This window comes from Arachidicoccus rhizosphaerae, from assembly GCF_900107765.1.
In the GTDB taxonomy this organism is placed as follows: domain Bacteria; phylum Bacteroidota; class Bacteroidia; order Chitinophagales; family Chitinophagaceae; genus Arachidicoccus; species Arachidicoccus rhizosphaerae.
The window spans coordinates 159,369-181,121 of sequence record NZ_FNQY01000009.1; the positions used below are offsets into that span (position 1 = coordinate 159,369).

Genomic DNA, 21,753 nt, shown 5'->3' on the forward strand with positions numbered 1-21,753 from the left:
CGTTAGATAAGGGTAACTGTAGAAATAATCCCACACTATTTATGAATCATTCAATATGCGTTTATCGGCATGGAATATGTGCAGATTTTTAAGATCAGACTTTCCTTTTGTTAAGAAAATAATTACGATGTCAAATAGTCTTAAAAAATATGAAAACAAGCGCCATTTTGATAAAACACCTGAACCCAAAGGAGGGAATGCAAAAGGGCAGGACTTGCATTTTGTTATTCAAAAGCATGATGCCTCCAGATTGCATTACGATTTTCGTCTTGAAATGGATGGTGTTTTAAAAAGCTGGGCAATACCCAAGGGGCTGTCTCTTGATCCTGCTGTGAAACGATTGGCAATGCAGGTGGAGGATCATCCCTATGATTACAAGGATTTTGAAGGCCTTATCCCCGCCGGGAATTACGGCGCAGGAACAGTCATTGTTTGGGATGAAGGAACATATGAACCCATAAATGAAAGCAGCGGTAAAAATAAAAAGGCAAAAGAAAAAGCATTATTAAACGCATTGGATGCAGGAGATCTGAAGTTCAGATTACATGGCCACAAAGTTCAGGGGGAGTTTGCCCTGGTAAAGACGCATGGCAGTAAAATGGCGGAAAATGCATGGTTATTAATAAAACATAAAGATGAAGCTGTTAGTAAAAAAGATGTAACCAAGCTGGATAAATCTGTCATTAGTGGAAAATCCATTGAACAAATGAAAAAAGCACCTGATAAAACTTATGGCAACACATCTTCCAAAGCCACCTCAGATTCAGGCGTCAAAATAGAAAAACAGAAGATTAAAGCAAAGAATGCCGAAAAGGGAAAGCTAACGTCTAAAAAAAAAGATAGTATCAATGGAAGACAAGTTTCAAATATCCATGAATACGATGATAACGGCCTGGAAGAAATCTTTGAAGGCCTGCCTGCCGTTCCCATGCCTGATAAGGTGGAGCCGATGCTTGCGACATTAGTGGATCAGCCTTTTGATGATAAAGACTGGGATTTTGAGATTAAATGGGATGGGTACCGGGCGATTGCCTACATTAAAGTAAATACAACATCCAGAGCGCCAGTGAGCGTAGATATCAGAAGTCGTAATCAGAAAGATTTTGGAGGGAAATATTACTCTATCAAAAAATCTTTGGAAAAATTTGATACTTCAATGGTACTTGACGGGGAACTGGTGGTTGTGGATGCGGCTGGAATTCCTCAATTCGGAGCTTTACAAAACTGGCGAAGTGAAGCGGATGGGCAATTAATTTATTATGTTTTTGATTTATTATGGCTTAAAGGTAAAAGTTTAATGGACCTCCCCGTTACTATCCGCCAGTCATTTCTAAAAGAAGTGATAACGAATAATGAATCTGATAATATAAGAATTGGTTATTGCGTTCAGGAGAGAGGAAAGCAGTTTCTGGAAAGTGCGGCAAAACTTGGCCTGGAAGGAATGGTGGCAAAATATAGAAATAGCAATTATCAGCCTGGCCATCGGTCCAGATCCTGGCTGAAAATAAAAGTTGAACAAAGGCAGGAAGTGGTTATTATCGGATATACCCTAAATAAAGGCTCTTCAAAGAAGTTTAGTTCCCTATTGCTGGGTATTTATGATCGTGGAAAATTAAAATATGCCGGTAAGGTAGGAACTGGTTTTAGTGAAAAGGACCAACAGCATATTATTCACGAATTTAAGGATTTTATTACAAAGAGTTGCCCCTTAAACCATGTTCCGGCGCTGGATCAGCCTTCCAGATTTAGGCCGGCTCCTCCCGGTAGCACCGTCACGTGGTTGGAGCCTCATTTTGTAGGTGAAATCAGCTATAGGGAGCGAACTGCCGACGGTCTTTTCAGGCACCCTTCCTTTAAAGGCCTGAGACCTGACAAGGCTCCTGCTAAAGTTGTTATGGAAGAGAAGGAAATTACCAGCCATGTCCTGAAACAAAATAAGGTAGCAATGAAAAAATCAGCTGAAAAGATAAATGTAGTAAAACAGAAAAGATTGACAAAAAACAGTGAGAAAAATGACAATCATAGTGACACCCAGGTTAATTCCATAAAAAGGAAACTCATCAGTCCCGTCCAAAAGGATAATGATTCGTCTTTGTTGAATCCAACTGAAAAATCTCAGGTAAAGAAAGTGGGAGGACACGAAATGAAATTTACAAATTTGGATAAACTTTACTGGAAAAAGGAAAAAATTGAAAAAAGAGCATTAATAAATTATTATTACCAGATGGCACCGTTTATATTGCCTTATCTTAAAGGACGTCCACAGTCGCTTAACCGGTTCCCTGATGGTATCTCTGGAGAGAACTTTTACCAGAAGGATGTAACAGGTAAGGTGCCGGATTGGATACAACTTTTTTTATACCACAGTGAAGGGGATAAAAAGGATAAGCATTTTCTGGTGGTCGATGGTTTGAGCTCCCTTCTTTACATGGCTTCCTTAGGGTGTATAGAAATGAATCCATGGAGTAGTACGGTTAAAAAGCCTGATAATCCAACCTGGTGTATAATTGATCTTGATCCTGATAAAAAGAAAAAAGGGCAGCAGGCTTTTGATGAGGTAATTAAAGCCGCCAATGTTACCCACGGTATTTTGCAACAACTGGGAGTGGAAGGATACCCCAAAACCAGTGGTGCATCTGGAATCCATATCTATATTCCACTGGGTAATAAATACAGTTACGAACAATCAAAGATATTTGCCCGTCTTATTGTTTCTATGGTACATGACCAACTTCCGGGCATAACCACGCTTGAAAGGTCTGTTGCGGACCGGGAAGGCAAAATGTATCTGGATTTTTTGCAAAACCGGCCCCAGGCAACTATTGCTGCACCTTACTGCGTAAGACCAAAACCTGGAGCTACCGTATCTATGCCCTTAGATTGGTCGGAAGTCAAGCCGGGACTTAAGAGGGAAGATTTTACGATTAACAATGCACTGGAACGTGTAAAAAAAACGGGAGACTTATTTAAGGCCGTTTTGGGCAAAGGAATTAATTTAAAGGAAATTTTTAAAAAAATTGAATAATTGCGATTTGCTGAATTCTTATTTTATCTGTTACTATTTTAAATCTTTGTGATACAGGATCTGGCAATTTTCGCAATAAAATGTTCTCCGGTTAAATTTTCCCAGATAAGCCCGTTTTAAAGGAATCAGACATCGTGGGCAAATGGATTTGTTATGAACGCACCAGTGTTTGCGTAACTCAAATTTTTGCTTCCATTGTAAGAAAAGGAAACTATAAGTTCTTACATCCATAATTAAGGCACTTAGTTGTTTGGGCGTTAAATCCTTTACCTTGTTTAGCGGATGGAGCCGCCTTCTGAAAAGAACTTCATTTTTAATAATATTTCCGGAGCCTGCAAATAATTCTTGAGTCAGCAATGCATCACATATGAATAGCTCTGGTTGTTCTTTAAGTAGCTTTCTTGTTCTGGCTGGATTCCATTGATCACTCATGATGTCAGCCTGCCAGGGATATAAGGAATCTAAATCCCCGGTTAGAAACCGGACAGAGGCTGCATAAATGAAAATCGAGCCGTTATTAAAATGAAGGCTAAGTCTGGGAGCTCTGTTTTCTTTTGGCTCATTAATAGAATAGGAGCCGAATAATAAAAAATGAATACGTAGGGTAAAACCACTGAAACATAAAAGTAGTTGCTTGCCCCATGTTCTGACATCCTGAAGGAATTTTCCCTGCAACTGCTCAATGGGTTGTTTACTATTGCCTTCTACCTTTAATATTTTTTTGTGTTTAAAAGGCTGTAATAAATCTTTTAATATGATTAGGGTAGGGCCTTCCGGCATTTTAATATTTTTTAGTGTACTTCAGTTCTTCTTATAATTGCGATGCATAAAATTCCATGGATGCTGTTTTTTGTAGGCATCTTTCCCATCATATTGCGAATAATTAACCAATTTTATCTACTTCGAAATAATTATGATATCATTTTAAATGATCAGGAGATTTTATTGAAACATGAGCTTGATTTCCATTGCTTTTTATTTTTATATTATCAATAGCAAGATTTCCGGGGAGTTTTTCCTATTTATTTTGAATAGATGTTGAGGTGCTAAAGGAACAGGATGCGGAATTTACACCTCACAAGTAATGGGTGTATTCACTGTTTTGCATAGAACGGAATTTGCAAGCCAGCGTATCCTTGTTTTAAAAATACGGGTAATTGTTTTTGGTGGATATTGAAAGATTCCTATCTTTGAAGCGCTTTAGGGGTGTCTGCTATTGCAGGCTGAGATTTTACCCTCTGAACCTGATCTAGTTCATACTAGCGTAGGGAAAAGTGAAAATACTTCTATGTGCCGTCCGGCATACTGTAGTCATTCCTAAAGTACTGAAATTATATTCGGCAAATAAAAACTTTAGGAATGGAACTGGAAATCAATCAGACAATACATTATTTTCCTGACAATTTAGCGGTCAGTTATGGGGCTGGGGATGTGGGCCTGTCCCTGAAACAGGTGATGGCTTTTTTATATAAGGATAATCAGCAAGGACTAGCTGTTGCGGTTGATAACCAGGTAATAGCAAGAGCGGACTGGTCCAATACCTTTCTTAAAACTAAGGATAAGTTATTGATTCTTACCGCCTCGCAGGGTGGCTGAGTCGTTCTGCTTTTAATTTTCCTTTGGCCATAATTAAAATTTATTCAACCATTTATTTATGAAAAAAGACGTAACGATATTGTCTGGTAGCGGCGTTTCGACCGGCCCTGTTTCGGGATCCCGTAAAGTATATGTAAAAGGAAGTCTGCATGATATTAAAGTACCCATGCGTGCCATTGCCCAGTCGGATACCAGGACTTCTCAAGGAGATTTGCATAAGAATGAACCCGTAATTATATATGATAGTTCAGGCCCTTATACGGACCTGGATGTTGAGATCGATATTTATCAAGGGCTGAAGCGTATCAGGGAAAGTTGGCTGAATAAGAATCCGGATATTGAAAATTTGTCAGCGTCCAGTGCTGAATATTCAAAGGTTCGTGCATTGAAATCCGGTACTTTGAAAATTCCTGTTTTTCCTGAAACGAACTTACCAAAATGTGCAACGCCGGGTACGAATGTAACCCAATTGCATTATGCCAAAAGAGGGATTATTACGCCGGAAATGGAGTATGTGGCTATACGTGAAAATCAGCACCTGGCCATGAATAGAGACTTTACCGATGCCCTTTATAGTCAGCATGCAGGTGAATCCTTTCAATCCGGGAAAATCCCTGATATCATTACTCCTGAATTTGTACGCTCTGAAATTGCGGCTGGCAGAGCCATTATACCGTCCAATATCAATCATCCGGAACTGGAGCCGATGATTATTGGTCGCAATTTTCTGGTTAAAATAAATGCTAATATTGGCAACAGCGCTGTCATTTCTGATATGCATCAGGAGGTGGAGAAAGCTGTATGGGCCTGCAGGTGGGGAGCCGACACGATTATGGATTTGTCTACAGGAGATGATATTCATGAAACCAGAGAATGGATTATCAGAAATTCTCCGGTTCCCGTCGGAACTGTGCCGATCTATCAGGCCTTAGAGAAGGTGGGCGGGATAGCAGAAGCGCTTACCTGGGAGATTTTCAAAGATACATTGATTGAACAGGCAGAACAAGGAGTCTCTTATTTTACCATACATGCCGGTGTGCTGCTTAGATATATTCATCTGACTGCCAGCCGCGTCACGGGCATCGTTTCCAGAGGCGGTTCGATTATGGCTAAATGGTGCCTGTTTCATCATAGGGAGAATTTCCTTTATACACATTTTGAAGAAATCTGCCAGATTATGAAACGCTATGATGTTGCCTTTTCTCTTGGAGATGGCCTCAGGCCCGGCAGTATTGCGGATGCCAACGATGCGGCTCAGTTTGCTGAACTGGAAACATTGGGTGAATTAACAAGATTTGCATGGGAGCATGATGTTCAGGTAATGGTAGAAGGTCCGGGACATGTACCGATGCATATGATAAAGGAGAATATGGAAAAACAACTGGAATGCTGTGATGAAGCGCCCTTTTATACATTGGGGCCTCTGACCACAGACATAGCGCCCGGATATGATCATATCACCTCCGCCATCGGAGCCGCTATGATCGGATGGTTTGGGACAGCCATGCTTTGCTATGTTACTCCGAAAGAGCATCTGGGGCTTCCTAACAGGGATGATGTAAAAACAGGAGTGATCACCTATAAACTGGCAGCGCATGCAGCTGATTTGGCTAAAGGACATCCGGGTGCTCAGTACAGGGACAATGCACTTAGTAAAGCCCGTTTTGAATTCAGGTGGGAAGATCAGTTTAACCTGTCCCTGGATCCGGATACGGCCCGTTCTTTTCATGATGAATCGCTGCCGGCTGCCGGAGCAAAGCTGGCGCATTTTTGCTCCATGTGTGGTCCAAAATTCTGTTCTATGAAAATCACAGAAGAAATAAGAAATACGGCAAAAGCCGGAATGGAACAAATGGCGGGGAGGTTTAAAGAAGAGGGCAAGGAAATTTACCGCTGATGATACTTGTTCTTACCAAGCCAGAATGGGAACAGCAAGACGCCGGTTATAAAGAATTCGCCATGATGGCTGCATTGCTGGATCAGGGCCTTCCCGTATTACATCTTAGAAAGCCGGACGCAAGTCTTGAAGATCTGTCATCTTTAATGAGCCGTTTTACGATGCTTCAACGCAGCCGCATAGCCCTACATCCTCCATTATGGCTATTTCAATCATGTTCTTTAATGGAAGCTATAACTATATTGGAATCTTTTATGAACAGTCAGAATCTTGAGCGGATACATATCTCTTCCTGGTTTAGGAAATTACTGGGAGCGTATTTTGTGCCCTTCTGTTGTAAAATGCAGCAAAGCGGCTTTTTGTTATCCGCAAGCATACATCACCTAAATGAGCTCGGGGCACTGAAGGGCGGACACAATGATTTAATAAATTACCAGTATATTTTTGTCAGCCCCATTTTTGACAGTATTTCCAAGCCGGGATATAAGCGCAATCCCGATCTGCTCCAATTGGATACTGCTTTTAATCATACAATTTCAGAAAAACTGGTGGGCCTGGGTGGCATTGGGCCAGATAACCTAAGGAGGGTAAAGCGTGCCGGTTTTGCGGGAGCTGCCATGCTGGGAGCCATCTGGGCGGGGTGTTTTCAGAAGGCCCTTACGGACAGTATTGAGAAGATAATTTGTCAATTTAAAAAATGCGTTGACCTATGGGAATCAATGGAGCAAGATTAACGGATCTCAAAAGAAGTGGAATTGCTATACCTTTTGTGCTAAGTATCGGGGGGATGGATCCCAGTGGAGGCGCAGGTCTCTTGTCTGATATCAAAACCTTTGAATCCTGCGGTGTCTACGGATTAGGGATTATGAGCTGCAATACGGTACAGACGGATTGTGCTTTATATCATATCCACTGGGAATCATCCAAAAGGATGGTGGCTGCCCTTGAAAAATTACAGAACAGATATTTTATCCGTGCCGTGAAAGTCGGGGCAATGCAGGATTTTGCCATGCTCCGAGAGGTGGTTAACGCGATACGCGGTTTTTTGCCGGATGCCAGAATTGCATGGGATCCTGTTTTAAAAGCTTCTGCAGGTCCTTGCTTTTTTTATCTCAGCGAGCAAGACCGGAAAGGGCAGAATAAAACAGATTGGCAAAATATATTGAACTTGATTGACGTGATAACGCCAAACGCCCATGAAGCCATTATACTGGGTCAGCTTTTAGGACTTTCTATCGGGCCGGATTCAACACCTACACTTTCTGCTTTGAATCCCTGTATGGAACATCTGGCCCGAGTCACCAGTGTCCTACTTAAAGGCGGCCACCTGTCGGAAGGTGCCTCTGCTGACTGGTTGTTTGAAAAAAGTAGTTGTTTAAAGCAGGGAATTCAGGTCGTGCACGGACAAGGCCGCAGTCTACTAAAAGAAAAACACGGCTCTGGATGCGTGCATAGCAGTGTGCTGACCGCCATGCTCGCCAAAAATAAATCGCTGAAAGAAGCGGCCTTTCAGGCAAAGTGTTATATAGAGGAATTTTTACAGTCAACGGAACTATTATTGGGCCTGCACGGCAGGCTCCCCTTTTTTAGTGTCTGTCCGGATAATTTTTATTAGTATAATAAATAAATACCAGTCATGCATCATCTGAATAGGAATATACTTAGAGACAGTGTTCCCGGTTGGCAGTTTATTTCTCAGGGCAATACAACTGCAGAACATCTGTTTTATATTCAACTGGCTCTGGAGGGAGGCTGCAGATGGGTGCAGCTCCGACTTAAAGGTTTTAGTGAACCAGAAATTATAAAGGCTGGTCTGGAGGTATACAGACTTTGTGAAGCCTATGATGCTACGTTTATTTTAAATGATCATGTGCATCTGGTCGACCAGGTAACGGCTCATGGTGTACATCTGGGATTAAGTGATATGCTGATTGCAGAAGCAAAAAGCCTATTAAATAAGCATTGTATTATTGGTGGGACAGCTAATACTGAAGCGGATGTTGCCTCCAGAATTATGCAGGGGGTTCATTATATAGGTCTGGGTCCTTTTCGTTTTACCCGGACAAAGGAACAATTAAGTCCTGTGCTCGGATTGCAGGGATATTACCGGATACTGAAATCTGAGAATGGTATGGGGCAAAGGAATATCCCTGTGTTTGCGATCGGTGGTATAACACCTGAAGATATCCCGGAGTTATTGAACTGCGGTGTGGATGGCGTCGCAGTTTCCGGTTGGGTAACCTCTATGGTAGCACTTGATGAGTGGCAGCATCTGACAGGAACCCTTCTTACCATTGAGAATGTGGTGGAACAATACAATAAATGGAAAATATCTAATGCTGCAGACGCTGAAAAGATACTCTCCAAGATTGCTCTTCTGGGAAAGAATACCAGCGTTCAAACAACGGCTGGACTTCAATAATTTATTTTATTCATAAATTGTAAAAAATGGAATTATCTCTTGTCTCTGAGCAGACCAACCTTATGGAACATGATCCGCTAACAATCGGATCATCTGAGTTTCATTCAAGACTGCTGTTGGGTACGGGCAAATATGGAAATTTATCCCAAATGCAGCGAGCTATTGAGCTTTCCGGAACGGAAATGGTTACCATGGCACTGCGAAGAATTGAATCTCATGAGTCGCAGGACGGGCAAAATCAGCAGGAACAATTGCTTGATTTTATTCCCCGCAGTAAACAACTTGAAAACGCGGCATGCAGGCCGGTGCATTTTATGCCCAATACGTCTGGTGCCCGTAATGCAAAGGAGGCCATACTGGCTGCTGAACTTGCCAGAGAACTGCTGAGTACCAATTTCATTAAACTTGAAATTCATCCCGATCCCTGGCATCTGATGCCTGATCCTGTGGAAACATTCCATGCTGCAGAGAAACTTGTACAGAAGGGCTTTCAGGTACTGCCCTATATTCATGCAGATCCCGTTCTTGGCAAACGGCTGGAAGATGTTGGCGTTGCCGCACTGATGCCTTTGGGGGCGCCGATAGGCAGCAATCTTGGGCTTAGGAGCCGGGATTTTCTGGAAATAATCATTCAGGGTACTAAGTTGCCGGTTATCGTAGATGCAGGTATCGGGAGTCCTTCAGATGCTGCGCTGGCCATGGAACTGGGGGCTGACGGTGTACTGATAAGCACTGCTATTGCGACATCCGCAGATCCTGTAAAAATGGCCGTTGCCTTTAAGAAGGCAGTTGAAGCAGGAAGAATGGCCTTTCTGGCCGGACTGGGCCTAAAGGGACAGATAGGAGAGGGTAGCAGTCCGCTTACGGATTTTCTTGGTTGATTAAAATTGGTTGATTAAAAGGGCTTATTATAACTTCTAATTTAAGTGTGATAATGGAAACAATAGAAGAACGCAAACAGACTCAAAAGATCTCACAAGGCAGTGATTCCTCCTTTTTGAAAATTTTTAATGCCTGGGACTGGGTGGAAGTTCAAAAGAGAATACAAGCAACAACGGATGCGGATGTCCTTCGGGCACTCCATCATCCTCATCCCGGGTTGAGTGAATTTATGTCACTGCTTTCAGCGCGCGCTACTGCCTACCTGGAGCCAATGGCCAGAAAGGCCACGCAGTTGACACAAAAACGTTTTGGAAGAACCATACGGCTGTTTGCGCCGCTGTATTTAAGCAATAAATGCCAGAATATATGTACCTATTGCGGATTTAGTCTGGATAATAAAATTCCAAGAAAGACATTGACTTCGCTAGAAATTGAAGCTGAGGCTGCCGTATTAAAACAAAATGGTTTCGATCAGATACTGCTGGTGACAGGGGAAGCTGCGAGGGAGGTGGATAATGATTATTTTATAAGGGCGGTCTCACAGTTGAAAAAACACTTTACCCAGATTTCCCTGGAAGTCCAACCGCTATATGAGGATCAGTATAAAGCGCTGCATATGGCCGGGGCATATGGTATTACAGTTTATCAGGAAACCTATCATAGAGAGGCTTACAAGGAGTATCATTTAAAAGGCCGCAAGGCGAATTTCGACTTCCGTCTGGAGACTGCTGAAAGAGCTTGTAAGGCCGGCATTCATAAAATAGGCATGGGTGTCCTGCTGGGTCTGCAGGATTGGCGTGTAGATAGTTTTATGACGATGATGCACCTGAAGTTTTTGCGGAAAAATTATTGGCAGACACAGTTCAGCTTATCCTTTCCCAGACTTAGGCCGGCAGCAGGAGCTCTGCCACCGGCGTACCCCGTAACAGATAAGGAACTGGTGCAATTGATTCTGGCCTACCGTCTGGTGGAACCGGATCTGGATATAAGTCTGTCTACCAGAGAATCAGAAACATTCAGGAATCATTTAATCAGGCTGGGGATTACGACCATGAGTGCGGGATCCAAAACCAATCCGGGAGGGTATAGTGCTGCTAAAGACTCTCTGGAACAATTTGAGATTAGTGATGAACGCTCAGTTGCCCAGATCTGCCGGATGATTCAGGCTGCAGGTTACAATCCTGTTTTTAAAGATTGGGATAATGGCATAACAGGGAGATAATTGTTAGTTATAAATATATGTAATGCCTGGGGAAAGAATTGGTTATGGTTTTGTAAAAGCAATAGACTATAAAAGGATGCAAAAAAGTGGAATTTGTTCTGATCAGTTAACTAAAGAGGATTTTATGTATTATGGCCGCCAGATGCTGGTACCGGAAATCGGCGCTCAAGGCCAGCTGAAACTTCGCCAGGCTAAAATTATGGTAGTGGGTGCAGGCGGCCTGGGGTGTCCGGTCCTGCAGTACCTATGCGGTGCGGGTGTGGGAAAATTAGGATGTGTGGATTTTGACCGTATTGAACTGCATAATTTACACCGTCAACTATTATATGATCCCGCATCCGTGGGAAGGCAGAAAATAGAAGAGGCTAAAAAAGTATTGGCCGCAAAGCGGCCCGCATTGTCACTGGATTTTAAAAACGAGCGTCTGACGGCAGCTAACGCCATGTCCTTACTGGAAGGTTATGATTTGGTCGTAGATGGCTCAGATAATTTTAAGACCAGATATATAGTCAGCGACACTTGTAAGGCGTTGGATATTCCCGTTGTGTATGGCAGTATTTTAGGATTTGAAGGGCAGATTGCCGTATTTGGGCATAATGGAGGAAAAACCCTGAGAGATTTGTTTTCCGGCCCTCCTTCAGCTGACAATGCACCCAACTGCGCCGAGAACGGCGTGTTAGGCACCCTGCCCGGGATTATCGGCCTGATCATGGCTCAGGAAGCCTTAAAGCTAATAATGGGGCTTCCGGTGCTTCATAATCAATTGGTTCTGTTAGATACCCTAAGATTTGAATGCCGGAAGCTGAATTTTTAACCCGGAAGCACAAATTTTAATTTTTTGACATAGGACCGCGTGGCAAATAGGCAAAATTCTTACCTTCGCCCCCTATGCAAAACGACACAAAAAAGGAAATTGTACTAAGTGGGATCAGACCCACAGGTTACCTGCATTTGGGTAATTATTTTGGAGCAATGCGCAATTATGTGCGCATGCAGGAAGATTATAATTGCTATTTTTTTGTGGCAGACTGGCATAGTCTGACCACGCATCCTGATACCAAAGAACTTCGCAATAGTGTACATAGAGTCATTGCAGAGAACCTGGCCTGCGGCCTGGATCCTGATAAGGCTGCTATTTATGTACAAAGTGATGTGCCGGAAATCGCCGAATTATACCTCTATTTAAATATGCTGGCCTATAAAGGAGAACTGGAAAAAGTGCCCACCTTTAAGGATAAAGTCCGATTAAGTCCAGATAATGTCAATGCCGGACTTTTAACCTATCCGGTATTAATGGCTGCAGATATCCTGATCCACCGGGCTGTAAAGGTGCCAGTAGGCAAAGACCAGGAACAGCACCTGGAAATGGCCAGGAATTTTGCGGAAAGATTCAATCACCGGTATGGCGATGTCTTTCCGATGCCCAGAGCCTTTAATTTTAACAGCGATCTGGTTAAAATTATGAGTCTGGACGGAAAAGGCAAAATGAGTAAGAGTGAGAACCAGATGGCCACCATTTATTTGAGCGATTCCGATGAGTTGATTCTGAAAAAACTTAAAAAAGCCACCACCGATCAGGGCCCTACAGAGGCCGGACAACCGAAGCCTGACTTTATTCAGAATCTTTTTACTTTGGCTTCTTTAGTCAGTGAGCCGGCTGTGTCAGAAAAGTTTGAAGCCGATTACAATAATTGCCAGATTCGTTACGGAGATTTTAAAAAGCAGTTAGGAGAGGATATGGCCCGTTTTGTAGGGCCTATCCGTGATAAAGCCTTAGCGATTCAAGAAGATAAGGTGTATCTGGAAAAAATCATGAAACAAGGGGCAGAAAAAGCGCGCCAGAGCGCTTCCCAAACCATTAAAATTGTCCGCGAGGCAATGGGAATAAAGTATTAAATTAGCATGAGTTTATGGCCGGCAATGGTGTAAATCTTGCCGGCCTCATATTTCTAACGGTAACCTAAATCAACCTGATGGCAAAAGCAGCAAAACAAAAACCTAAACATATTGCGATTGCGGGTAATATCGGAGCGGGCAAAACGACCCTTACCGAACTGCTCAGTAAACATTATAAATGGATTCCACAGTTTGAGGACGTGGATCATAATCCTTATTTGACGGATTTTTATGAAGATATGTCCAGGTGGAGTTTTGAACTGCAAATTTATTTTTTAAACAGCCGTTTAAAACAACTCATTGAGATTGATCAGGGAACCGAGACGGTCATTCAGGACAGGACCATTTACGAAGATGCCAATATCTTCGCCCCTAACCTGCATGACATGAGCCTGATGAGCAGCAGGGATTTTAACAACTATTATCATTTTTTTGAAACCCTCAAAAAAATGATCAGGCCTCCTGATTTATTAATTTATCTGAAAGCGTCGGTGCCGGCACTTGTAGCACAGATTCAAAAGCGGGGCAGAGAATATGAGGATAATATCCGGTTGGATTATCTGAAAAAACTGAATCAGTTATACGATAAGTGGATTGACGGTTATAAAGAAGGCCCGTTATTGGTGATTGATGTTGATAACGTCAACTTTGCTGAAAACAGCGAACATTTAGGAGAGATTATCAATAAAATTGATAGCCTGCTCTATGGTCTGTTTTAATGGAGTGTAGGATTTTTTTTAAGTTTCTGCTGGAAAACCTTAAACTTTTACGGAACCTATGAATAGTAATGATCAGTCAATTACTCCGCAACAGGGACAAGAAGACAGCTCTTCTGCCAATGCCAATCCTGGCATCAGTTTTATTACCCTGGGGGTAAAGGATCTTGAAAACATGACCCATTTCTATAAGGAAGTCCTGGGATGGCAGATGGAAAAACAGCAACCGGGAGTCCGTTTTTTTAAAATGGCTTCGGGGATTGTATTTGCCCTGTTCGGACAGTCGGATCTGGCCGAAGATATCGGCATTGATGATTTTAATACGTTAGGTGCTAGTACGTTTAAAAGAATGACGCTTGCCATAAATTTTGATTCCATTATTAAGGTAGACGCTTTTTTTGCTGTTTTAAAACAAAAAGGTGTCGTCATTCAAAAAGCTCCGCAAACTGTTTTTTGGGGCGGATATAGTGGCTACTTCAAAGATCCGGAGGATAATTATTGGGAAGTGGCTTATAATCCGTTTCTTTAGGTTTTACACTTACCTTTGCCGGGAACTGTTAAAATACACACCCGATGAAATTACAGTATTACGTCATAGATACACCGTTTAAAGACACTTTTACTATATCCGGAGGCCGTTCTAAGACCAGCCAGCCGGCCCTGATTGTTTCTTTATCCATCGGGCCGTTGATTGGTTTCGGGGAGGCTCCGGCGATCAGCTATTATGACGTGACTGTAGAAAAGATGGTTCGCGAAATCAAGGCAAAAAAGCTGTTTATTGAAAAATTTGCCCTGACAGACCCTGAACGCTATTGGCACTATCTGCATCATTTATTACCTGAACATCCCTTTTTAGTCTGTGCCCTGGATATGGCCTGCTGGGATTTATATGGGCAGATGGAGCGCAAACCTATCTTTAAATTAATGGGAAATTCCTGGGGAAACACACCTTTGACGGATTATACCATTGGCCTGGATACCATTGATAATATGGTGGAAAAAGTGAAAAAGATGCCCTGGCCTATTTATAAGATTAAATTAGGTGCTGATAATGATCTGGATATGCTCCAGGCCTTAAGAAAGGTGACAGACAGCCCGTTCAGGGTGGATGTCAACGGCGGCTGGTCCTATAATAAGGCCCTGGAAATGTTGCCAAGACTGGCAGAACTGGGCGTAGAACTGGTGGAACAGCCAATGGCCAGAGCTAAAAATGAAGCAGACCTTCAACAGATGCGGGCATTATATGAAGCTTCTGTCTTACCGCTGATTGCTGATGAGAGCTGCGTCAGGCTGGCAGATATGACCGGCATTGAGCAGTGTTTTCATGGTATAAATATAAAACTGACCAAATGTAGTGGCATTACACCGGCCAGAGTATTGGTGGATGAAGCAAGAAAACGAAATATGAAAGTCATGATGGGTTCCATGAATGAAACCGTCATCGGCTCCGCCGCCATTGCCCAGTTTTTGCCACAATTGGATTATGTGGATATGGATGGCCCTTTATTGCTGGAAAGAGCTGCCGGGGTAGGCCTCCGTATTGATCAGGGCAAGGTGACGCTGTCAGGAGCACCCGGTCTGGGAGTACGTCCGTCAGATTTACCGGAGGGTGGAATTGCTTAGTTGCCCCCGCTGAAAATAAGCTGTATTTATAAAAAATAATTTTTAATTTGGCATTTTAAAGGGAAGCTTTTAAATTTACCAAATTAATGTTTGTTTTTATGTAATCGTTTTCATTATTAATGTACTGGTTTTGAATTGATAGAGAAAATCTAAGCAGACATTAACAGCGGACTATAAGACGAAAAAATCATTTTATGGCAGAAATTAAAAAAACGCCCAAAAGCAATACAATTATTCAGGTCGCCGAGGCCACCGGGCTTTCTCCGGCTACCATTTCCAGGGTACTGAACAATCATCCCTATGTTAAGGAGGCCACCAAAAAGAAAGTACTGGAGATGATTGAAAAACTGGGATACCAGAGGAATAATATTGCATCCGGTCTGAGAAGTAACAAAACAAGAACCATTGGGCTGATCGTGCCCAGAATTTCCATGTTCTTTCATGCGGAGGTGATAACCACCATCCAGAATATTTTATATAAGCATGGTTATAATCTGACCATCTGCCAGTCCGGCGATTCTGTGGACATGGAAAAGGATCTGATCCGGGCCCTGCAATCGGTCAGGGTAGATGCGGTAATTGCAGCCTGCACGCTGCATACAACGGATTTTTCACCTTTCGATCAGCTGATGGCCAGTGGTACACCACTGGTATTTTATGACCGGGTGCCTGTTGGAAAAACCAGTGCCATGGTGATCAAAGGCGATGATATCCAGGGTGGATATCTGGCAACTTCCCATCTGATTGAGATTGGCTGTAGAAGAATTGCGCATATCTCCGGTCCGCTGGATTGTAATTTATATCAGGACCGACTGAAAGGTTTTTATAATGCAATGAAAATTGCGGATTTGCAGGTGCGCAAGGAATGGCTTTTTTATCATGAACTGACTAAGGAAAATGCACGTATTGCACTGAAGCAAATATTTGAAGGTCCGGAAATCCCAGACGGACTGGTTGCCGATAATGACACCACGGCCATTGCCGCTTTGAAATTTGCCAAGGAAATGGGGCTTAAAGTGCCGCAAGACCTGAAAATAGTCGGTTATTCCAATGACCCGCGCAGCGAAATCATCACCCCTTCCATCACCACCATTGAACAATATCCTGATAAAATGGGAGAGAAGATTGTCGAGGTCTTAATGGCAAGGCTGCAGCATAAGAATATGAATCCAATGGAGATAAGCACGCCCACCATTATGCCGGTGCAGCTGATCAGAAGACTTTCCACTTAAGTCCTGTAAAAACTGATTTTAATTTGTAAAGATTAAAAAAGTAAAGCATTTTATTCCACTGCTTGAAATGCGCTCATTAAACAAACCATTTTTAACCATTTTACAAACAAAACTTACATCAAAACCATGGTAAGAAAACAAAACCGCTTCAAAGAATTTTTACTGGGAGCAATCGCTCTGCTCGCGATGGCGGGGAGTCTCAAGGCGCAAAGTAAATCTCAGATGAAGGCGCTGATTAAAACGCAGTTTGATTTTGCGGCCAGGCAGTACAAATTACTGGCATCAAAGACGCCGGTAGATAAAATGCCGCAGACCTTCAACCCTAAAACGGGCAAAAGTACCTTCAGTAATATGGAGTGGTGGTGCAGCGGGTTTTATCCTGGAACGCTTTGGTTAATTTATGAGCAAACCGGAGATAAATCCATTAAAGCAGAGGCGGAAAAGAAATTAGAGGAACTGGCACCCATGAAACATTATAAAGGTAACCACGACCTGGGTTTTATGATTAATTGCAGCTTCGGTAACGGATTCAGGATTACCAGAGATCCCGCATATGCACTGACGCTGGATACAGCCGCCGCCACACTGGCGCTGCGGTACCGGCCACATGTCCATGCCATACAGAGTTGGGATAAAAGCAAAAACTTTACCTGTCCGGTGATTATTGACAACATGATGAATCTGGAACTGCTTTGCTGGGTTAGTGCCCATACAGGGGATACCAGTTTTCTGCATATCGCCAGAGAACATGCCAATACAACCATTAAAAATCATTTCCGGCCGGATTACAGTTCTTATCACGTCATTGATTATGATCCGAACACAGGAGCTGTGCTTGCTAAAAGAACCTGGCAGGGCGCTAATGACAGCTCTTCCTGGGCCAGAGGTCAGGCATGGGGTCTGTACGGTTATACCATGATGTATCGCTTTACCAAGGATAAGGCTTATCTGAACCAGGCTGAACATATTGCGCATTATATATTAACCAACCCTTCCATCCCGGCCGATATGATCCCATACTGGGATTATGATGCACCAGGTATCCCTGATGCGCCAAGAGACGCCTCAGCTGCGGCAATTACTGCTTCGGGATTGTTGGAGTTAAGTCATTTTACCAAGGGTAAGACCCGTAAAACTTATGTGACTGCCGCTAAAAAGATGCTCGTATCACTTTCCTCTGATAAATACCGCGCTAAATTAGGAGAAAACGGCGATTTTATCCTGATGCATTCTACCGGTGCAAAGCCTTTCAATTCTGAAGTGGATAGTCCGCTCTCTTATGCGGATTATTACTATCTGGAAGCACTTTCCCGATATAAAGACTGGTATTTATAATTTTTAACCGGGTTTGAAATCCTTTACAGGGATTTATTTTAAAAAGAAGAAGTAATATGGCTAACAGAAGACAGATATTAAAAGCAATGATGCTGGGGGGCACCATTAGTTTGGGCGGTCTGCCCCTGAGATTACTGGCCCGCAATAATGAGGCTGATATTAAAAAAACAGGCAAGCGTGAAGCGCCGGGTGTGCCGGCTCCGGATGGATTATTGGAAAACGGGACAGCTGTCCGCGCTTACTGGGTAGAATTGCTCTATAAAATGGCGGCGCCTGTTTTACTGAATCTTGAAAAGGATGAACTGCGCAAAAATATGGTGGTCAGAAAATCGCCCACCTTTGACAGCAGGACCATTGATGTGACCTACCTGGAAGCAGTCGGACGCACGCTGGCCGGAGTCGCACCCTGGCTGGAATTGCCGGAAGATAATTCCAAAGAAGGGCAACTGCGCAAAAGACTCAGGGAGGCAGCCGTCAAAGGTTTGGCTAATTCGGTGAATCCTGAGGCTAAAGACTGTTTGAACTTTACAAAGGAAATGCAGCCTATTGTAGATACGGCTTATTATGTCCAGGCCTTTATTCGGGCTCCCAAGGCGCTTTGGGAACCACTGGATTCTATCACTAAGCAAAGAGTAGTCGCTGCCGTTAAATCACTTAGGAACCGTAAACCCTTTGAGAGCAACTGGGTTATTTTTGGTTCTATGGCAGAGGCCTTTTTACTCTCCATAGGAGAAGATTATGATAATGAAAGACTGATGCATGGCGTTGAACGCCTCAAAGGCTGGTATGTGGGAGACGGGTGGTACAGTGACGGGCCCAGATTCGCCTTTGACTATTATAATGCTTATGTCATGCATCCTTTTATGGTGGATACCTTAAAAATACTGAGCGACCATAAACTTGTAGCCGAAAAAGACTATTTACAGGCGCATAAAAGAATGGTGCGTTATGCAGAGCAACAGGAAAAAATGATATCTCCTGAAGGAACTTTTCCGCCAATCGGACGCTCTATCCCATATAGAACGGGAGCCTTCCAGGCACTGGCCATGGTCAGCTGGAAGCAGGATTTACCCCAGCATATCGATCCGGCCCAGGTCAGAGGCGCTTTGACAAAAGTATATCACAATATGTTTACCAAGGTAAACAGTTTTGATAAAGACGGCTGGCTGGAACTGGGTTTTGTAGGAAGTCAGCCAGATGTGGCAGATTATTATACCTCTACCGGAAGTCTTTATATGGCGACGCTGAGCTTTTTGCCGCTGGGACTACCGGCAGATAATGCTTTCTGGAAAAATCCTCCTGTCGACTGGACTGCAAAAGCAGCCTGGGCCGGGCAGCCTTTCCATAAGGATTATCATGTGGATTATTAACAGGAGCGCTCAGAAGATAACAGGAGACTCCGTCGTTTTTATTTTTTAATTTTTGAAAACGTTATCAATACCAATAACAGGCAGTCCGTTGTGTCTTAGAAAAATGGCCAACTGAGAATGCCTTAAAACTTAAAGTAAATGTTTAGACTGATTCATAAACAAAAACAAACAAGCTATTTGGCGGGGATGAAAGCCGGCGTGCAGTCTGCTGTGGCAGCAGCGGTTGCAGCAGGGCTGATGCTCGGATTTTTAATGGTGACTCCCGCTGGTGCACAGGCGCAGTGGGGAGAAGGTAATAGTAAAAACCTTCCATCCGCAGCCCAAAAACAAGTGCCTTTACAACACGGGGCACACAGGATAGGCAAAAGAACAGATGCGGATATGAACCGCTGGCGGGATTACGGCCTTGGGGAATTTATTCATATGGGCCTTTATTCCATTTTAGGTGGCGACTATAACTCAATGCATTATGACGGAGCGGCAGAATGGATCCGGTCCTGGAATAAACTGCCTCATGAAGTCTATGATAATTTGTATAAAAAATTTGATCCCAAGAACTTTGATCCGGAAGTCTGGGCCAGGATGGCTAAAAATATGGGTGTCAGATACGTGACCATCACAACAAAGCATCATGACGGTTTTTGTCTGTGGCCCAGTAAATACACTGATTTTAATATTACCAAGACCCCCTATAAAAAAGATATGATCGGACCTCTGGTCAAAGCTTTTGATCAGGCAGGTATTGATGTATATCTGTATTTCTCCGTGATGGACTGGCATCAGGCGGACTGGCGCTATGATTTAAAAACAGTAGCAGACAGCGTTGCCTTTAACCGCTTTAAGACCTTTACCAAAAATCAGCTGACTGAACTATTGACACTTTATCCCCAGACCAAGGGCTTATGGTTCGATGGAACCTGGGATAACAGCTGGAAAAAGAGCGGTGCATTTTCAGACAGTCTGGATCAGTATTTAAAAAAGATTCATCCGGGTCTTATTATCGGAAGCCGTTTAAGAGCGGATGATTATGGCAACCGTCATTTTGATGCGAACGGTCATCTGATGGGAGATTATGAACAGGGTTGGGAAAGAAAAATTCCAAGTGATTATACTGCTACCAGGGGCAATGACTGGGACTGCATTATGACCATTCCGCAAAATGGTTGGGGATATTCCAAAACCTGGATGGGGCACTGGAAGACACCTTATGAGCTTATTGAAATGCTGGCCAAATGCGTATCGCTGGACGGTAATTTTGTCGTTAATTTTGGCCCCAAGGGTGATGGTACTTTCAGGAAAAAAGAATTACAGACGGCTGATTCAATAGGAGCCTGGATGAAAGTGAATCATGAGGCTATCTATAATGCCGGATATCTGAACTGGACAAAACAGGACTGGGGTTATTATACCAGGAGCAGAAAAGATGGCAAAATCTATATGATTGTCTTTAATGTGCCCATTAACGGTGCGTTAAAAGTCAGTCCTGCTAAAAAGGAGCATATTAAAAAGGCTTACCTTTTGCAGGATAATAAAACGCTCCATGTAGAAGCGCTGGACGGCAATGATGTCTTCATTCAATTAGAACAAAAAAATCAACAGGAACCATTTGTGATTGTGCTGGAGACCGGTCAGGGCGGTCAGGCTGTTGAAGGCGAAAACAAGCATGTATAACAATTAATTCATCAATCATTTTCAACATAAAAATTAATTTTAAAAATGTCAATTAATATCAGCGCATTTAGTCTGGAAGGAAAAACAGCAGTTGTGACCGGATCCAATAAAGGCATCGGACAGGCGATGGCAGTGGGGCTGGCACAGGCCGGAGCCGATATTATCGGTGTCAGTTCCAGCTTCCCCAAGGATTCTGAAACGCAGCAAGAAGTAGAAGCGCTCGGGCGAAAATTTACCCGGTATAATGCAGATTTTTCGGATAGAGAAAGTGTGTATGCATTTATTAAAGCCGTGAAGGCTGAACAACCGGCAATTGATATACTGGTAAACAATGCCGGCACTATTATGCGCGAGCCGGCCGTTTCGCATCCTGACGATTATTGGGATAAAGTCATTGGTATTAATCTGAGTGCCCAGTTTATATTAGCCAGGGAGTTCGGTAAAGACATGCTGGAAAAAGGTCAGGGGAAAATCATTTTCACCTGTTCCATGCTCTCCTATCAGGGTGGTATAAACGTACCGGGGTATACAGCCAGTAAATCCGGAGTGGCTGGCCTGGTAAAAGCCCTGGCCAATGAATGGTCTCAGAAAGGTGTACAGGTGAATGGAATAGCCCCCGGATATATTGCAACGGACAATACTAAAAATCTGATGGCAGATCCCGCCCGTTCAAAAGCCATACTGGAAAGAATCCCGGCCGGACGCTGGGGGAGCCCGGAGGATCTTAAAGGGGCCGTTATCTTTTTAAGCAGTAAGGCGGCTGACTATGTAACAGGAACCATTCTGAATGTAGATGGCGGCTGGATGGCCAGATAGGCTGCGTCTTTGTGAACACAAGTAAACTCTTTTTAAACAAAAATAAATTA

The 21,753-nt window shown here is 43.2% G+C and carries 19 protein-coding genes and 1 riboswitch; of the genes, 18 read left to right on the forward strand and 1 reads right to left on the reverse strand.

All coding sequences use genetic code 11. From position 1 onward, the window contains the following. The first annotated feature begins 127 nt into the window (after window positions 1-127). Window positions 128-3,025 (forward strand): DNA ligase D, encoded by a 2,898-nt coding sequence (gene ligD / locus BLU80_RS09620; RefSeq protein WP_091397262.1) that lies wholly within the window; start codon window positions 128-130, stop codon window positions 3,023-3,025. A gap of 33 nt (window positions 3,026-3,058) precedes the next feature. On the opposite strand, the gene BLU80_RS09625 is transcribed toward ligD, so the two are convergent. Then, window positions 3,059-3,805, reverse strand: coding sequence for a DNA-formamidopyrimidine glycosylase family protein (locus BLU80_RS09625; RefSeq protein WP_091397264.1), 747 nt, complete (start codon window positions 3,803-3,805; stop codon window positions 3,059-3,061). 412 nt (window positions 3,806-4,217) lie between these two features. Further along, window positions 4,218-4,313: riboswitch (TPP riboswitch) on the forward strand. 71 nt (window positions 4,314-4,384) lie between these two features. Between BLU80_RS09625 and thiS the strand changes: the two genes are divergently transcribed. From thiS to kduD, 17 genes are all read left to right on the forward strand, one after another. Further along, window positions 4,385-4,621 (forward strand): sulfur carrier protein ThiS, encoded by a 237-nt coding sequence (gene thiS, locus BLU80_RS09630; protein ID WP_091397267.1) that lies wholly within the window; start codon window positions 4,385-4,387, stop codon window positions 4,619-4,621. Between the two features lie 58 nt (window positions 4,622-4,679). Next, window positions 4,680-6,518: a phosphomethylpyrimidine synthase ThiC gene (gene thiC, locus BLU80_RS09635; RefSeq protein ID WP_091397269.1), complete on the forward strand. Its 1,839-nt coding sequence runs from the start codon at window positions 4,680-4,682 to the stop codon at window positions 6,516-6,518. Then, the gene (locus BLU80_RS09640; RefSeq protein ID WP_091397272.1) at window positions 6,518-7,252 is read left to right on the forward strand and encodes a thiamine phosphate synthase; all 735 of its coding nucleotides are present in this window, start codon (window positions 6,518-6,520) and stop codon (window positions 7,250-7,252) included. The genes thiC and BLU80_RS09640 overlap by 1 nt, the downstream gene beginning before the upstream one ends. Beyond that, entirely contained in the window at window positions 7,228-8,133 is a 906-nt protein-coding gene (locus BLU80_RS09645) for a bifunctional hydroxymethylpyrimidine kinase/phosphomethylpyrimidine kinase (RefSeq protein WP_091397275.1), read from the forward strand. Before BLU80_RS09640 ends, BLU80_RS09645 begins: the two co-directional genes overlap by 25 nt. A gap of 21 nt (window positions 8,134-8,154) precedes the next feature. Beyond that, window positions 8,155-8,940 carry a thiamine phosphate synthase gene (locus BLU80_RS09650; protein WP_091397277.1) on the forward strand — a complete coding sequence of 262 codons (786 nt, stop codon included), beginning with the start codon at window positions 8,155-8,157 and terminating at the stop codon, window positions 8,938-8,940. A 26-nt stretch (window positions 8,941-8,966) separates the two neighbouring features. After that, complete coding sequence (locus BLU80_RS09655; RefSeq protein WP_262482923.1) at window positions 8,967-9,821, forward strand: thiazole synthase; 855 nt, start codon at window positions 8,967-8,969, stop codon at window positions 9,819-9,821. Window positions 9,822-9,874: 53 nt separating this feature from the next. Next, window positions 9,875-11,044, forward strand: coding sequence for a 2-iminoacetate synthase ThiH (gene thiH, locus BLU80_RS09660; protein WP_091397280.1), 1,170 nt, complete (start codon window positions 9,875-9,877; stop codon window positions 11,042-11,044). 22 nt (window positions 11,045-11,066) lie between these two features. Beyond that, window positions 11,067-11,858 carry a HesA/MoeB/ThiF family protein gene (locus BLU80_RS09665; RefSeq protein WP_211481802.1) on the forward strand — a complete coding sequence of 264 codons (792 nt, stop codon included), beginning with the start codon at window positions 11,067-11,069 and terminating at the stop codon, window positions 11,856-11,858. A gap of 74 nt (window positions 11,859-11,932) precedes the next feature. Then, window positions 11,933-12,940, forward strand: coding sequence for a tryptophan--tRNA ligase (trpS, locus tag BLU80_RS09670; RefSeq protein ID WP_091397282.1), 1,008 nt, complete (start codon window positions 11,933-11,935; stop codon window positions 12,938-12,940). Window positions 12,941-13,017: 77 nt separating this feature from the next. Then, window positions 13,018-13,659, forward strand: a complete 642-nt coding sequence (locus BLU80_RS09675; protein WP_091397284.1) for a deoxynucleoside kinase — start codon at window positions 13,018-13,020, stop codon at window positions 13,657-13,659. Window positions 13,660-13,717: 58 nt separating this feature from the next. Further along, the gene (locus tag BLU80_RS09680; RefSeq protein WP_091397286.1) at window positions 13,718-14,185 is read left to right on the forward strand and encodes a VOC family protein; all 468 of its coding nucleotides are present in this window, start codon (window positions 13,718-13,720) and stop codon (window positions 14,183-14,185) included. A gap of 44 nt (window positions 14,186-14,229) precedes the next feature. Next, window positions 14,230-15,279 carry a dipeptide epimerase gene (locus BLU80_RS09685; protein WP_091397289.1) on the forward strand — a complete coding sequence of 350 codons (1,050 nt, stop codon included), beginning with the start codon at window positions 14,230-14,232 and terminating at the stop codon, window positions 15,277-15,279. A 194-nt stretch (window positions 15,280-15,473) separates the two neighbouring features. Continuing rightward, window positions 15,474-16,511 (forward strand): LacI family DNA-binding transcriptional regulator, encoded by a 1,038-nt coding sequence (locus BLU80_RS09690; RefSeq protein ID WP_091397292.1) that lies wholly within the window; start codon window positions 15,474-15,476, stop codon window positions 16,509-16,511. Window positions 16,512-16,637: 126 nt separating this feature from the next. Continuing rightward, on the forward strand, window positions 16,638-17,846 hold the full coding sequence (locus BLU80_RS09695; RefSeq protein WP_244518855.1) for a glycoside hydrolase family 88 protein: 1,209 nt from the start codon (window positions 16,638-16,640) through the stop codon (window positions 17,844-17,846). A gap of 56 nt (window positions 17,847-17,902) precedes the next feature. Then, window positions 17,903-19,216, forward strand: a complete 1,314-nt coding sequence (locus tag BLU80_RS09700) for a DUF2264 domain-containing protein (protein ID WP_091397294.1) — start codon at window positions 17,903-17,905, stop codon at window positions 19,214-19,216. Between the two features lie 138 nt (window positions 19,217-19,354). Beyond that, a complete protein-coding gene (locus BLU80_RS09705) occupies window positions 19,355-20,887 on the forward strand; it encodes an alpha-L-fucosidase (protein ID WP_211481803.1) in 1,533 nt (510 codons plus the stop codon). 45 nt (window positions 20,888-20,932) lie between these two features. Then, window positions 20,933-21,703 (forward strand): 2-dehydro-3-deoxy-D-gluconate 5-dehydrogenase KduD, encoded by a 771-nt coding sequence (kduD, locus tag BLU80_RS09710; RefSeq protein ID WP_091397297.1) that lies wholly within the window; start codon window positions 20,933-20,935, stop codon window positions 21,701-21,703. The last annotated feature ends 50 nt before the right edge of the window (window positions 21,704-21,753 follow it).